12 protein-coding genes are annotated in these 14,734 nt (G+C 39.0%); 5 read left to right on the forward strand and 7 right to left on the reverse strand.

Annotation, left to right across the window (positions count from 1 at the left end; translation table 11 throughout):
- Nucleotides 1–39: 39 nt before the first annotated feature.
- The 5 genes from JKG61_RS18090 to JKG61_RS18110 all read right to left on the reverse strand — a co-directional run bounded on the left by JKG61_RS18090 (nt 40) and on the right by JKG61_RS18110 (nt 6,898).
- A complete protein-coding gene (locus tag JKG61_RS18090) occupies nt 40–1,515 on the reverse strand; it encodes an ADP-ribosylglycohydrolase family protein (RefSeq protein WP_202104366.1) in 1,476 nt (491 codons plus the stop codon).
- Between the two features lie 104 nt (nt 1,516–1,619).
- A complete protein-coding gene (locus JKG61_RS18095; RefSeq protein ID WP_202104367.1) occupies nt 1,620–2,756 on the reverse strand; it encodes a glycoside hydrolase family 10 protein in 1,137 nt (378 codons plus the stop codon).
- A 5-nt stretch (nt 2,757–2,761) separates the two neighbouring features.
- Entirely contained in the window at nt 2,762–4,261 is a 1,500-nt protein-coding gene (locus JKG61_RS18100; RefSeq protein WP_202104368.1) for a DUF4434 domain-containing protein, read from the reverse strand.
- A 4-nt stretch (nt 4,262–4,265) separates the two neighbouring features.
- The gene (locus JKG61_RS18105; protein WP_202104369.1) at nt 4,266–5,648 is read right to left on the reverse strand and encodes a DUF4434 domain-containing protein; all 1,383 of its coding nucleotides are present in this window, start codon (nt 5,646–5,648) and stop codon (nt 4,266–4,268) included.
- Nucleotides 5,649–5,692: 44 nt separating this feature from the next.
- Nucleotides 5,693–6,898 carry an AGE family epimerase/isomerase gene (locus JKG61_RS18110; RefSeq protein WP_202104370.1) on the reverse strand — a complete coding sequence of 402 codons (1,206 nt, stop codon included), beginning with the start codon at nt 6,896–6,898 and terminating at the stop codon, nt 5,693–5,695.
- A gap of 362 nt (nt 6,899–7,260) precedes the next feature.
- Here JKG61_RS18110 and JKG61_RS18115 point away from each other — a divergent pair, with 362 nt between their 5' ends.
- A complete protein-coding gene (locus JKG61_RS18115) occupies nt 7,261–8,490 on the forward strand; it encodes an ROK family protein (protein ID WP_202104371.1) in 1,230 nt (409 codons plus the stop codon).
- A gap of 50 nt (nt 8,491–8,540) precedes the next feature.
- Here JKG61_RS18115 and JKG61_RS18120 read toward each other — a convergent pair whose 3' ends face one another.
- Nucleotides 8,541–9,821, reverse strand: coding sequence for an FAD-dependent oxidoreductase (locus tag JKG61_RS18120; protein ID WP_202104372.1), 1,281 nt, complete (start codon nt 9,819–9,821; stop codon nt 8,541–8,543).
- A gap of 101 nt (nt 9,822–9,922) precedes the next feature.
- Here JKG61_RS18120 and JKG61_RS18125 point away from each other — a divergent pair, with 101 nt between their 5' ends.
- Together JKG61_RS18125 and JKG61_RS18130 are read left to right on the forward strand one after the other, a co-directional pair.
- Nucleotides 9,923–11,593: a glutamine--tRNA ligase/YqeY domain fusion protein gene (locus JKG61_RS18125; RefSeq protein ID WP_202104373.1), complete on the forward strand. Its 1,671-nt coding sequence runs from the start codon at nt 9,923–9,925 to the stop codon at nt 11,591–11,593.
- A gap of 161 nt (nt 11,594–11,754) precedes the next feature.
- Nucleotides 11,755–12,138 (forward strand): HU family DNA-binding protein, encoded by a 384-nt coding sequence (locus tag JKG61_RS18130; protein ID WP_202104374.1) that lies wholly within the window; start codon nt 11,755–11,757, stop codon nt 12,136–12,138.
- 115 nt (nt 12,139–12,253) lie between these two features.
- Here the strand turns inward: JKG61_RS18130 and JKG61_RS18135 are convergent, their stop codons facing one another.
- Nucleotides 12,254–12,643: a hypothetical protein gene (locus tag JKG61_RS18135; RefSeq protein ID WP_202104375.1), complete on the reverse strand. Its 390-nt coding sequence runs from the start codon at nt 12,641–12,643 to the stop codon at nt 12,254–12,256.
- A gap of 263 nt (nt 12,644–12,906) precedes the next feature.
- On the opposite strand from JKG61_RS18135, the gene JKG61_RS18140 reads away from it, so the two are divergent.
- Together JKG61_RS18140 and JKG61_RS18145 are read left to right on the forward strand one after the other, a co-directional pair.
- Nucleotides 12,907–13,317: a hypothetical protein gene (locus JKG61_RS18140; RefSeq protein WP_202104376.1), complete on the forward strand. Its 411-nt coding sequence runs from the start codon at nt 12,907–12,909 to the stop codon at nt 13,315–13,317.
- 19 nt (nt 13,318–13,336) lie between these two features.
- A complete protein-coding gene (locus JKG61_RS18145; protein WP_202104377.1) occupies nt 13,337–14,533 on the forward strand; it encodes a hypothetical protein in 1,197 nt (398 codons plus the stop codon).
- The last annotated feature ends 201 nt before the right edge of the window (nt 14,534–14,734 follow it).

Consider the following 14,734-nt stretch of genomic DNA (forward strand, 5'->3'; position numbering starts at 1 on the left):
TAGATTATACCGCACAAATCCATCCTTAAAGTCTACAGACTATAACTTATCGTAAACAGCATAACTTATTAAATGCAATGCGTATCCGTCTGCTGGATTCTTTATCTTCAATGTTAACTTTTGATCCTTTTTATACAGATCATAGTTCCAATAGACATCCTTTCTACGAGTCAAATTCTTAGCCGGCATTCGTATTGTTTCAACGAACTTATCATCCAAAAAAGCCTCAACCTCCATGACATAGTCTGAATCAACATTTCCATTAAGGGCTTTAACTTCTCCCACTATGACAAGCCCCTCTCCATTGAATTTTAAATCAAACGTATCTGTAAATTCATGCCACAGTTCTTGCATCTTGTGAACAGACATATTTGGAAAGGAACGATTCAATTTAAGCTCTTTCGGAACTCTTACCTGAATAGTATATTTATCTTCTTGAAGCTTCCCGGCATTTCTTACAATATTTTGTTTTGCTAATTCAAATGACATTTCACATGCCTTTTTAATAGATATCGAGGTGTACATAAATGGTGTATCTTCAATCTCATCAACTTCAGATATCCACTTAGCAGGAATATTTGAGTACCCTAACATCGTACCCAAAATACCAGCAGCACTAGACGGGTTACAATCAGAATCTTGTCCACAGCGTGTTGAAATATCCATAGTCTTACCCATATCCTGTTGACCGTACAAAAGTCCTATAACCACATATGCCGAATTCATTTTAGCATCTATATTAAAGTCACGATGCGCTCCATTTGGACATAAATCATTATTCCACTTATTTTCTAACAAGTGCCATGTCTTTTTCCAGTCATCAGGATAAGCACGATGCCAACGTATAACGTCGCGTATACACTCTCCGAATCCACTATGGTATGGTATTCCAGTTAAACCTTTGTTGACTATAGCATCAATATTATCTTCGACAAATGCTAAAGCATACATATTGGCAATGTAAACCCCGCCGTATACCCCATCTCCATAGCACATGATCTGCCCTACATTATTTGCCAAGGCCGTAGCAACATGTGGCATACCGGGTGTAAATAAACCAATAAAGTCGGCCTCTATCTGAAAATCGATATCATCTGCATGAGGATTATTCTTCCAGTAACCTGTTTCGGGCCACCGCAACCCTTGCAAATAGTTATATCGCGCCACTTGATTTGCTTGGTCTAATGGAAAAGGAGCATTGGCCAAACTAGCCGCTAAGGTATCCATAGGCACATTCAACCCATGCTGATAAAACTTATCCAAAAAAGTTAAATCAACATAGATATCATCATACAATCCAGGTACTCCTTTCATAGTTTTAGCTAAATAGCCATGATACCATGGGATATCAACCGAATCAGGTATTATCCGTCCTACGTACAAGAATTCGGTAGGCCCACCATAAGTGACACCTATCGTCTGTCCAACCCATCCTCCTTTTATTTTATCTCTTAGGGTCGACTCAGACAGCACCACTTTTTCTTGCGCCTGAACAGTAAGTCTGATGCAAAACATGGATAGTAAAAAAAAACTTACATATAAAGCTTGATGTAAATATTGTGTTTTTGAGCTGTTCATAAATCAGTAATTGGTTAAAAGGTGATTTCTTTAGAGATGAACTAATTAACCCACAACCCTTGCTTCTTATAGAAAGTATACTCGTACGCCGTATTCGTATAGTAACCATGCTGTATCACACCATCCATAAAAGCACTCCACCATGCACCACTTCTTTTTTGCACATTTGGATTATGATAAGATAGTGACGCAATGTCCGCCTGAATTCCAATTTTAACATTTGAATCAGCTTTCTTAAGTGCATTAAACACATAGTCATATGATTTAAAATAATCAGGTTGAAGCGTAGCGTCTCCCCAGTCTTGTGCAGCAGTCTGTACATAGTAAATATCAGGTTTAACTTCTTTGACAATACGCTCCATATCTAGGCCAAAGTGTTCCTTTATTTCTGCCATAGTACCTCCACGCACTCCCATTCCCCAAGACGCAAATAGAACATCGGGGTTAGAACTCTTAATTGCTTGCTTTATTTCCTTATTGAAATTAACGATAGCATCTGATCTAAACTCGATCCATTTTTTATACAGTTCAGTACTTTTTCTTATCTCATCAAATGTATACACCTGGGATCCGGCAAGGTAAATCTTGTTGAATTTATTCAATGCATAAGCACTTACATCTCCATAAAACCCATTATTTGCCAATGTCTTCCATTCGGGAAAGTAAGATTCCGCAAATTCGATTCCGACGAACTCTGGATAGTTTTTAATTATGTTTTTAACACGATTAGCCTGCCATTTTACAAAGTCTGGATGATGAAAAGAGTAAAAGTAAACACCTGGATAGGGGGTCATAAGTCCCATTTGCCAAGTATCCGGAAGGTCTGGCTTTTCATAAAAGCAATTTCCTAAAACCATTAACCAAATAGGAAAACCATTGTCCTTTAAAACTTTTAATAATTCGGGCTTTAATAAATTGTTATCCCGCTTACCATCCCAAAAATTAACCAAAAACAAATGCACAGATTTTATATTTGCTTTCTTCAGGTCTTTGATTAACTGATCATAGGAAATACCCGAGTTGTAAAAGGCCAAAGGGTCTATCTGAATACTATTTCCATCAATATTCTTCCAAATTGTTGACTCCTCCTCTTTTGTTGGAGTATCACTGTTTGCTTTGCAGGACAAAAAAATGGTGCTCAACACCAAAAACAGTGTAAGGGTATAAATAAATTTCATTTCATTTAATATTTTGGGTTAATTAATATTTCATCACAACATATTTGTTGCCCCTCGTACGCATCGATATCAACCTGGACTTTATCAGTCTCAAGCTTCAGATCATTAAACAACGCTAAATCAATCCAAGCATCAAAACGGTTATTTGGAAATTGATCCAACTGTATGGTTTTTATCCTTGTAGTCACCCCTTTGTCATTGATGACACTTAAATGGACAAATTGAGGAAGAGCGATATGGTCTGGCTTATAATTCAGGAAACGAAGTGCAACACTATTTACTTTTTGTTTACCACTCAAGCTAATCGTTAATCGTACTTGATTATTCCCCAACCTTACCCATCTATCATCCTTGCTATTTTCTTCTGCAAAAACACCATTATACAAGCTTGCATATTGCTTACCGCTGGATACCACAGTGCTAATTTTGCTAGTTGATAATTTCGCATTCCTAAATGTAGATTCCAGAAGCTTCCATTTGTCGTGTCCTGACCTCCAATCGTTGTACTGATCCGTTACCAGATTTGAATAGGTTGGTTGACCAATAGGAAATAGTGAGTTTGCTTTTTCATATATACCATAAGTAGAAAAGCTTATGATTTCAGCAGCTCCTGCTTCTGTAGCAGCAGTCATTTGTGCTAGATATCTAGGAAAAGCCGCAGGAATTAGAGCTGACTCTCTTGAATTATCCCCCTCTTCCCAAGTAAAGCTTTCGACATTTGCCCAAAACTGAATATTTGTTCCCTTATGTATCTCACCCAATTTTTTAAAATTCTCCTTCATTCGAGGCAATGGTTGTGGCTCACGTACACATCCGACCTCATCCTGATAGGCTATGATATCAACATTCAGCCGCTTAATCTGTCTGGCAAATGCCGGATTATCTAATTCTGCGTTACAGATACCATAAGGAGAGATCATAATTACCTTATCAGGCGTCAGGCTTCTTGCTTTTTGTGTCAAGAAATTGACAGCATCCACAGCATGATCAGAAAGTATAGGTTCCATGGAATCCTCCACCGGCAAGTACCAACCATAAAATGCAGCGTGATACGTATACAGACTGGCAATTTCTTCCATAATTTTTATTTGCATCGCTCTTATTTTCGGGTCTTTCAAATTATCATCCTGATCCACAGCCCATCCACTGCTCATAAAAACCTTCATTCCGTTCTTAGATGCCGTCTCTAAAATAGCATCAACAGGGCTTTTGTTAGTAGCATCATAAGCCGCTTCCATATAAGATGAGGGATAGTACGATTTACCTTCATTGGCTACCGCCATGATAACAATATATTTGATTCCAAGATCAGCTTGTTCCTGGATTTTAGTTTCCCAAAATTTAGCCGTATTATGGTCTATATAGAGGGGATTCATATACTTGTTTCTAACATCTTGATAAGGCAAGTTTACCCATGTCCCACAAACTGGCTTTGTCTGTCCGACGACATACTTTGTAAAACTCAAAGCCACGGCAAATAGCAATATTTGGTGTATACGGTTCATAAATTTAGTTTTTCTTTCTAGCTTTTGCTAATTCGTTTAGATAGCGCTGATAATCTTTAAATAATTGAATAGTACGTTCCTCTCCTACTTTTATACTAGCTCCTGGATCAGAGAAAACGCCTGGAAATTGGTAACACAAAATTTTCTCAAAATTATCTAACATAGTGAGGTCCCTAATGATTTCCTCCATAGGTCTTGGATATAAAGATTGATCAGCGTTAAACAAAAATGTCTCTAAATCAAACCACAAGTGTGCGCCATAACGATCACATAGACCCTGCAACAGATCGGCAGCTTGCTTACCTGTCAGATCTCCCTCAGGCATCCGGGCGAACCCGAACGGGCATAAAATATCCAAGTTTTGTAATAGCGCTGGATAAGTATCAACACCATCCGGCACCCCCATACTATTTGTAGCTAACATAATCGGTTTATCAGGTGCCAAGCTATGACAGTATAGATTAAACTCTTGACAAAAATCAACTATTTCCTTCTTTCTAATCAACCTACTTTCTGCCGTTTTTTCCCAGTTATCCAAACTCCCTCCGCTTTCCTCTGAGACATAAAAACCGTAAAATGATGGATGATGTCCATATTGATCCCACAGCTCCTTAGCAACTTTTTTATGCCATTCTAAGGACTCTTTTGTAAAATCAAACCAAGCAAACATTCCAACTCCTAAAAAAACATTCATATTTAGCTGATCCGCCTGCTGGAGTATTGCTTCAATCGGGTCTTTAGCGGCTATCGCCATCCGATCAACGTAAAGCTTCGAAGGATAAAAAGCAGCCCCTTTATAATTCTCCACATTTGTTTGGTGCTTACCCACATATTCCTCATTACGAAACACCTCTTGAATAACGATAGTATTCATTTGAATTTTATGCATCGAACGAACCATCTCAGCCCACTGTTCATCGCTCATTTTTTTTATATCAGCATTCCAATGCTTACCTTCAGTTTCGCTCCAATGATAGAGCCCCATCCAAGCACCATCAATCTGTTTAGTAGAGCGGGTTTCTGAATTAACAACCTTAAATTCCTTAACTATTCTACTGACCCCACCCTTGCCGCGGACAACCATGATAATCTTCTGATGCCCCATTAGACCTGCAGTAACCAATCGATGCTTTAGTTCTATCGTCTTTTTGGCCTTTATCAACAAGTTAGAATATTGGAGCAGATATTTCTTTGATTCTTTATTTAAGTACAGAGAGATCTCATACGATGCATCTTCAACATCTTTATTAATGATTCCCGCACGCACATCTAAATCAACTTTATTCGTGATTTGATCCGGAGGGATTAATGTAAGCCCCAAATAATCGTCAGCCAATAGTTGATGCATACAAAAAAAAGAAATTATCAGTATCAAAATACTTTTCATAACATATCTAGTTTAAAATTGGTCGTTGGATATATTAACTATTATCATCGATTTGGTTTAGTTTCATCCAACACGAATTCTTGCTTTTCAACAATTTTCTCCATTAGCTTCCATAGCTGGAACAATGCTCGCGGGACATGAAAGAAACCCTTCCATTTACCTCCTTTAGAATCTACCAAAAGAGCCCCATCGCGCTTCAGATATCCAAACATTTCACCATGCTCCGGATCCACAAAGTGATTCCATATATATTCGTGCAGACGGGCTATCCACACCTCTAGCCGCGTATCTCCCGTCATTTCATAACCTTTGACCACAGCAATCAACGCTTCCAGATGAACCCACCAAAGTTTTTGGTCCCATTCTAATTGCTGTGGAGGAAAACCTTTGATATCTCTAAAATAAAAGATACCTCCATACTTAGCATCCCAACCAAACTCCAACAATTGCAGAACAATCTCGGTACATCGGGAAACCAATTCCGTATCTTCCCATCTTCTTGCTATGTCCATAACAAACCACATCGATTCCAGTCCATGCCCAGGATTCACCAACCTTCCTTCAAAACTATCTACGATACTTCCATTTAGCGCTACATTCTCTAAAATAACACCTAAATCTGGCTTATAAAAAATATCCATTACCTCATGAACACCTTCCCGCAACACACTTTCAACCAAACTCTCATCCAATAGATGTTCTATCTCCAAAACCAGGTTACATAGAATCATCGGCAGCGAAAAACCTTTAATATCACGGGTTCCTGGATACGTTTTAGAAAACCTGCCTTTAGGAGTTTCTTTACGCTGAAGAATTATTTCAAAAGTATTTTTTGCCACTTCGGAATATTTTCGATCCTGTGTAGCCTTATACAGCTGGGCAAAAGCCATAGCTGCAAAACAATCCGAAAAAATACTATGTGCCTCCATAAGAGGCAAACCTTTCCGATCCAAAGAAAAATACCAGCTTCCTTGATTATCCCTGCCATGTCTCAACAAAAAATCTGCTCCCATCAAAGCAGCATCCAACCATTCCTTCCGTTGTTCTACATTATTATACAGCATAGCGAATGTCCAAACCTCTCTACATTGCAACCATACAAATTTATCGGTATCGAATACACTCCCATCCCTTTGGAGACAAGTGAAATATCCTCCAAATTCCAGATCTAACGAGTGTTCCAACCAAAAGGGCACTACACGATCTAACAAATAATCCTTATAGATGGATACATATTCTTTCTTAATCATAATTCAGTTTAAAAATTTAAAAAATCGAGATATCACAAATCAACCGAAACACATAATTTATCATAGCACAAACAGAATACTGTCATATCGGTTAATCAACAAAACTAAATTAAAAAATAATATTCACTAAAACAACACAATATTTAAAATATTTTTAATATTATATTGAAATATCAAATATTTATAAATATAAGCAGCTGTATATATGCATATATTTAACAACTCAAGACCCACAAAAACAACGTTTATAAAATATTTTAACAAAAGGGTTTTTATATAGATAATTTTCAACAACACAAACCCTGTCCCCGTATTTTTTTACTATATTGCCATGCATCGTCACATCATAACTTGAAATATAAATGGCTTCCAGTTTTCTCACAGACTTACATAATGCAAACATCTCCGGAGTAGCATTTAAGAACATAAAACTTAAAAAGAAAATACTAGCTTATTTTGCGTCCAATGAATTGGGCACTATTGCCGAACTCAGTAAAGAATTCAACATCAGTATCCCCAAAATCAATGAGTCGATAAACGAGCTTATTGAAGAAAAGCTCGTGAAAGATTACGGGAAGCAAACCTCCAATGTCGGGCGAAAGCCAAACAACTATGGCTTAGAAGCTAACTCTGCATTTTTTATAGGTGTACAGGTCAGTCATGACTTTCTAAGCATCGCCATGATTAACATGAAAAAGGAACTCATTGCAAGCAAACACGACATCCCGTATACCTTGGAAAACAATGAGCAGTCTCTACTAGACATCTGCAAAGAGATCAAAGACTTTGTCAGCAAGCTAAGCATTAAGAAAGAAAAGATATTAGGCATAGGTATCAATCTATCCGGAAGGATTAATTACAGGACAGGATACTCGTACAGTTACTTTAATTTTTATGAAGATCCCTTGTCCAATTTCTTCGAACAGGAGCTAGGTATACGCACTTATTTAGAAAATGACACCAAAGCCCTAGCTTACGGTGAATTCTCCAGTGGTATTCTCAGTAACGAAAAGGATGCCTTGTTTATCAACGTAGACAATGGAATAGGATTAGGGATCCTTATCAACAATCAATTGTACTACGGAAAATCTGGATTTTCCGGAGAGTTTGGTCACATCCCTATTTTCGACAATGACATTATCTGCAAATGCGGAAAAAAAGGATGTTTAGAAACTGAAGCCTCGGGATATGCACTACGCCGCAGCGTGATTCATCAATTGCAACAAGGAGAAACCAGTACACTAACAAAAAAATTTCAAGAAATAGAAGATATCCGTCTACAGGACATTATCCAAGCCGCAAAGAAAGATGACACCTTGTGTATCGAAGCTATTAATAAAATAGGAGAAAAACTAGGCAGAGGGCTAGCGACATTAATCAATATATTCAACCCTGAGCTGATCATAATAGGCGGAATCTTAGCGACCTCTGACGAATACCTCAGTCTTCCCCTAAAAAATGCTATTAATAAATATTCCCTATCTATTGTAAATAAGGACACGAAAATCGCGATGTCCAGCAATGGACAAAAATTTGCGGCCATGGGCGCTTGTCTACTTTTAAGAGACCGACTTTTGGAGATCACCGAATAGCCATATACTGCGGTGACAACTTTAAAGAATTGCGATAGCAGCCAGCAAAGCTATCGCAATATTTTACCATCCGTATCCACTGCTTTCACATAGGGATCCGCATAACGGTCCACTAACACGGCAAACTCGTATCGGCTTACGACATGTGCAGGATCATAATTCCCTTTAAACTTCAATTTTCTTGACCATTCCTTCTCCACCTCTCTATCTAATTCATCCCCTCTAAAGGAAACCTGCTTAATCAGCGCTAAGAGCTCTTTCAATTCAAATACCCCCACCTTTTCATCAACGAACCAAAGCTGACTTCTGGAATAAAGGCTGTTGAACACCTCTTTCACACTATTTATATCAACAGAGGCTTCCCCATTAAAAGCTAGTAGCTTTTGTTCTCCATCAGCAGGCAGCAAGGATACTAAATATATCTTTTGAATAGACTTAAAATGAACATCGGAAGAGCTTACATCCAACCAAGGTAAAAGACGGGCGTCAAAAGTCAACAGCTCCGTTTGAAGTTTACGCATATCAACCTTTTCTGCGGTAGTTTTAAAAAAAGAACAATACCCCGCGGCAGCACCCAATGCCTGCCCCAGATTAGATCGTAAAGGCAGACTATTATCATCCAGCCCCACTTGCACCAAACCGGAAGTATAGAAAATGTTAGACACACGACGTGCAAACAGATCTGACCACGTATACCCGTATACGACATCCGCATACTCACCAATAGATACCAAAGTACGTCGCTTGTTGACTCCAATCTCAGTAATGGGCAATATACGCCCAGGTTTTGCAAACAGATCCGTCGATACCACATATTTTCTCGTATCCCCCTCCGTAGTAGCATCGACCATAGCCCGCACTTTAAATTTGCGTTTATCCGACAATGTCACCGTCACATCCTTCTTCCCATCTACCATCTTGGTAATACGGGCAGCGCCGACAAGGGTAAGATTACGTTCTTTTGCCAACATACGCTCTACAGCATTTCTAAGCAATTGAGGGTTCAGGTCACGCTGCAATGCAACAAGTAACGAATCGTCTTTCCCTTTAAGCTGTCCGGTTTCTATCAGGACATCTTTCCAAATTCCACCCAATAAACTAACATTAGATCTAACCGAAAGACGTCTACTTGTAATTTCTTCTAAATAGGTCTGCTTATTAAAAACCCAGACAGTAGGCACGTTAGAACGCACTGCTTGCAAGGCAGCAGCAAACGCCTCTATCCCATCGCCATAAACCAATAACGTAGGTTTTATTTCTTTCGCTTCTAACTGCATTACGCCCAAAACCAGCATAAGTACATTTATGATTATAGCTTTTAATCTTATCATATCACAAAATACACAAATTCTCCGGGTTTGCGCTTAATATACTTCTAACTTTTTACGTCCAACTTATGTAACCATAAAGCTTTATTGAGTAACTTTGTGGTATGATAGAGGACGAGAAATCACTTAATTTTATTGAAGAAATTGTCGAAGAGGATCTTCGCAATGGAACACATGATGGACGTGTACTGACACGCTTCCCTCCTGAACCCAATGGCTACCTGCACATCGGACACGCCAAATCCATCTGCTTAAACTTTGGATTGGCACAGAAGTACAACGGAACGACAAACTTACGGTTTGATGACACTAATCCCGTTACGGAGGACACCGAATATGTAGAAAGTATTAAAAAAGATATACAGTGGTTGGGATTTCAATGGGCCGAAGAACTATATACTTCCGATTATTTCGAAACCCTTTATCAATATGCGGTTAAATTAATCCAACATGACTTAGCTTATGTAGATGACAGCACAGCAGAAGAAATTGCGGCAGCCAAAGGTACACCGACGGAACCAGGCGTACCCACCCCCTACCGTAGCAGGTCTATCGAAGAGAATTTAACCCTCTTCCAAGAAATGCGAGACGGAAAATATAAAGATGGAGAAAAGGTACTACGTGCAAAGATTGACCTGGCAAATCCTAATATGCATTTGCGCGATCCTCTTCTGTACCGTATCAAGCATGTTCACCACCACCGTACCGGTGACAAGTGGTGCATCTACCCGATGTACGATTTTGCTCACGGACAGTCCGACTCTATCGAAAAGATCACCCATTCCGTATGTACGTTGGAATTTATTCCCCACCGTCCACTATATGATTGGCTGATTGAAAAACTAGAAATATTCCCTTCACATCAGTACGAATTTGCACGCCTGAATATGACCTACACGGTCATGAGCAAACGCAAGTTACTACAATTGGTCAACGAAGGACACGTCGAGAGCTGGGACGACCCCCGGATGCCTACCATTTCAGCCTTCCGCAGAAGAGGATATACACCTGCCAGTATACGCAATTTCTGCGAACGTATCGGCGTACAGAAGCGGGAAAACATGATTGACTTCAGTCTTCTAGAATTCTGTATCCGTGAAGATCTGAATAAAACTGCTTGGCGTCGTATGGCCATACTCGATCCCATCAAATTAATCATTACAAACTATCCGGATGGACAGATCGAAGAATTGGTTGGTGAGAACAATCCTGAGGTAGAGGGAGGCGAAGGCAGTAGAGCAATCCCTTTCTCCAAAGAACTATGGATCGAACGCGAAGATTTCATGGAAGAACCTCCAAAAAAATTCTTCCGTCTGGGTCCTGGGTTATCCGTCCGCTTAAAGCATGGCTATATTGTCGAATGTCATGATTTCAAAAAAGATGACAATGGAAATGTGACAGAGATATACTGTACCTATGCACCAGATTCTAAGTCCGGCGAGGATACCTCTGGATTAAAGGTTAAGGGAACCATACACTGGGTATCGGTAGCACACGCCAAGAAAGCTGAGGTAAGATTGTATGACCGTCTGTTTCAGGTGGAAAATCCGGCTGCCGAAGAAGATTTCAAGGCTAGTATCAACCCGGATAGCTTACATATTATTCAAAATGCCTATATCGAACCGGATCTCGCAGACGCAGAGCCGGGCAAAGGATATCAATTTATCCGAATGGGATATTTCACCCTCGATACCAAATCTACTCCAGAGCACTTGGTATTCAACCGTACGGTCACGCTAAAAGACTCATGGGCCAAAGAGGTCAAAAAAGGATAATAACACAAAAGGAAGCTTTAAGCTTCCTTTTGTGTTATATAATCACTGAGAGCTTGCCTCTCCCAGAAAACCTCGATTAGGAACTCCCCCGAAAAGCCATTATATTAGAAGATAAAACCACAATTATACGCTTACAATCATCTTCTAAAACTTTTTGTATTATGGCAATGAAATTCAATATCCATGAAATCGTTAACGGGATGAACCCTGAAGCACCAAATAAATTCTATCTACGTCCCATAAGTTCCGGTGAAAAAAACCTGGATGAGCTCGCTGCTGACATAGCCCATTCCTCCTCCCTGACAGAAGCAGATGTATATGCTGTCCTTCAAAGTTTGGTACGAGAAATCCCCCGAGCAATAGCCGACGGCTACATTGTAAGATTGGGCAACCTGGGGTCTTTCAGAATGAGCATCAATAGCTCTGGCAGTCACAGTGCAGATCAAGTATCTGAACAGAATATAATAAAAAGGCGATTAATCTTTAATGCTGGGAAGTCGGTTAAAAAAGAACTTGATAAAATAGTCTTCGTAAAGAATAAATAACAAACTGAACCAAATAAAAAAAAGACTTAGGCAACTTCTAGAAATTGAACGCTCAATTCCCATAAAACGAGCGCTCAGTTTATATAAATTGAGCGCTCGTTTTACTAATATCAACCTATTGACTTTTCCGTTGCTCTTTTAGAATTATAATCTGCTCCTCTAATGCTAAAATAGTCTTTTCCTGCGAAGCAATAACCTGCTTAAGCGCATCAATAAGCGTCGGCTCAATTTCATTCACCACCACAGGTTCCTGATAAAAGGCCGTATCATCACGAACCACGGTACCACCCTGTCGGAGCATCGGTCCATGACCTGTGACCAGCCATTCCGGTTCGATATCCGCATATCTAGATAAAATACTTGCTACCGCATCCGAATTCAACGCCGTCATCTTCTGAATACCTTTAAAATTAGCATAAGAAAGCCCTAAATCTTTAAAAAAATCGGTCTTACTCACTCCCTTATACTCCGCTATCAACAATACACGCTCTTTGATATTAGACATTTTTTTATCTAAAAATTATGATTAGATATTTAATTATCTTACTTTTGTTTTAATCAGAGATAATATTATCCAAAAACCCTATTATAAACACTTTATTATCATGATAAGCTACAAAAAAGAAACTAAAGACCAAGCATTTTCGCTACCTATCTAAAATCCATATTAAGGATCCCGATAGCTTTATTAAGGAAGTCATCGTCAACGGGAAACGAAATTGGGAGTCCCATATCAATCATTTCCTATGTAGTACTTTTTATCCACAAATGCGCAGTCCCTACTACGAGGGCCTTGGTGCCTTATTTACAGGCATGAAGCAAATGATAGAAATCGCCTTTATTATAATATCCCATGATAATTATCCACCACCAACTCGAGACCGTGTATTTCAACATTTCACGAAAGAATTATTTCGCGCAGAACTTGACCTTCAAATTAGGCTACCGATTACCGTCTTAAGTAACTTTTGTGGCTATATGAACATGAAAGAATGGCTAGATTATGTAGATAACCTTCTTCTAATCAGAGACCTCACAGACGAACAAGAACTCGCTAAACATTTCAACAGTAGCTATATTGCTACGCATACACTATTAACCCAACTTCCAAATGCTCTGTCAAAGATATTTAAAGATGGAGGGGTAATCAAATATTATAAAAAAGGGAGGGAAAATTAAAAATAAACCACAAACAATTATGACAACAACTAAAAAGTATACCTATCAAGAAGAAGAAGAAAAACTAGAAAGTCTTCTATTCAGCACAGCATCCTATCGTGGAAATACATTATTAGAGAAGCAAGTTCGTCTTTTAAACACCTGTTTTGTCCATTTACAGGATTATACACGCACCACTCCCGAACAAAAAGCAGATGCTGATGAAATCCTTAACACATTAGAGCGCCATGTAAAAGACTTATACCGATTACATCGGGCCGCGAAAGAAGAAAGCTTCTATGTTCGTGCCTTTTCGAAACAAATCACCCTCAATCCCTATTGCAAAGAAGAAAAATCAATGGATGAACTCACTAAAATGAGTTACGAGCTCATGGATAACAAAATCCATCATCTACGCTATGAAGAGATATTCAACATCTATCTTTTCTTAGACCGTCTATTTGAAGCCAATGGCATTCTGGACTGGCTAGACCTAATCAGTGACTGGAAAACCGAAATGCAGAAAGATAGTCGTAGCATGCAAGAGAGTTATATATATAAGCCTGCCTGGACATTCTTTTACTTCCATCAGATATTAGAAGCTCATTACGTCATCATAGAAGCCGGACTTGGAAGTCATCCCAATACACCTACCGAATACTACCACAGTGATAATCCAATAATACATAGCGATGTTGCCACGGTAATCAACCCATTTGAATACCTAGAATGCCTCGTTTTTGACACCCCAATATTGAAAATAAAGGCAGACGTCCAACTCCTATATGACTATGCAACAAAAAATACATCCAATAGAGAAAAATCAGCCCTCGATCTCATTAACATTGCAGGCTATATTAAAGCCCTAATGGAGACAGCCTACCTCGTCACGCAAACTCCTTATATTCTGGAAGAATGGTTGAAACCTGAAAAATGGCAACGATACTCAACTTATATTCGTCCAACAATTGAGCCGATAATCTTTGAGTATCTATCTCAAAAACAGCAAAAGAAACCTTACAAAGTCATAAAAAAAGAGCTATGGAGTATTAGCAATACGAATTATACCTTAGACACTTGGGAGGAATATGCACTCGACCCCGATAGAAAGCTTGAGGACAGGCACAATAAATTTATCGAGATCAACAAAATCATCGAAGCCATATACATCATCTATTACGACCTATTGAGCAAAGAGCAAATCACCGTCGAAGAGGGCAACTCTAAAGTTGAATAAAAGATGGTTCAAGCGACAAAGGGAAAAGCAACCAAGGAACACTTTTTGGTTGCTTCATACCAATTGATGACAGGTTGTAAACTATACCGTCCTTCCGACCGAAGTGGAGAACCCCGAAGGGCTCTGCGAAGCAATATCTAGAGACTATATATTAACCCTATAAAATTCATAGACCTCTCCACAAGGTCGAGATGACGAAAA

It is taken from the genome of Sphingobacterium faecale, from assembly GCF_016746095.1.
GTDB classification, from domain to species: Bacteria; Bacteroidota; Bacteroidia; order Sphingobacteriales; family Sphingobacteriaceae; genus Sphingobacterium; species Sphingobacterium faecale.

What these genes read in the sequence shown, in the direction of transcription:
- JKG61_RS18125 (WP_202104373.1), top strand. Translation starts at nt 9,923, where the DNA reads ATGATAGAGGACGAGAAATCACTTAATTTTATTGAAGAAATTGTCGAA.
- JKG61_RS18105 (WP_202104369.1), bottom strand. Translation starts at nt 5,648, where the DNA reads ATGAAAAGTATTTTGATACTGATAATTTCTTTTTTTTGTATGCATCAA.
- JKG61_RS18130 (WP_202104374.1), top strand. Translation starts at nt 11,755, where the DNA reads ATGGCAATGAAATTCAATATCCATGAAATCGTTAACGGGATGAACCCT.
- JKG61_RS18100 (WP_202104368.1), bottom strand. Translation starts at nt 4,261, where the DNA reads ATGAACCGTATACACCAAATATTGCTATTTGCCGTGGCTTTGAGTTTT.
- JKG61_RS18115 (WP_202104371.1), top strand. Translation starts at nt 7,261, where the DNA reads ATGGCTTCCAGTTTTCTCACAGACTTACATAATGCAAACATCTCCGGA.
- JKG61_RS18120 (WP_202104372.1), bottom strand. Translation starts at nt 9,821, where the DNA reads ATGATAAGATTAAAAGCTATAATCATAAATGTACTTATGCTGGTTTTG.
- JKG61_RS18145 (WP_202104377.1), top strand. Translation starts at nt 13,337, where the DNA reads ATGACAACAACTAAAAAGTATACCTATCAAGAAGAAGAAGAAAAACTA.
- JKG61_RS18110 (WP_202104370.1), bottom strand. Translation starts at nt 6,898, where the DNA reads ATGATTAAGAAAGAATATGTATCCATCTATAAGGATTATTTGTTAGAT.
- JKG61_RS18095 (WP_202104367.1), bottom strand. Translation starts at nt 2,756, where the DNA reads ATGAAATTTATTTATACCCTTACACTGTTTTTGGTGTTGAGCACCATT.
- JKG61_RS18090 (WP_202104366.1), bottom strand. Translation starts at nt 1,515, where the DNA reads ATGTTTTGCATCAGACTTACTGTTCAGGCGCAAGAAAAAGTGGTGCTG.
- JKG61_RS18140 (WP_202104376.1), top strand. Translation starts at nt 12,907, where the DNA reads ATGCGCAGTCCCTACTACGAGGGCCTTGGTGCCTTATTTACAGGCATG.
- JKG61_RS18135 (WP_202104375.1), bottom strand. Translation starts at nt 12,643, where the DNA reads ATGTCTAATATCAAAGAGCGTGTATTGTTGATAGCGGAGTATAAGGGA.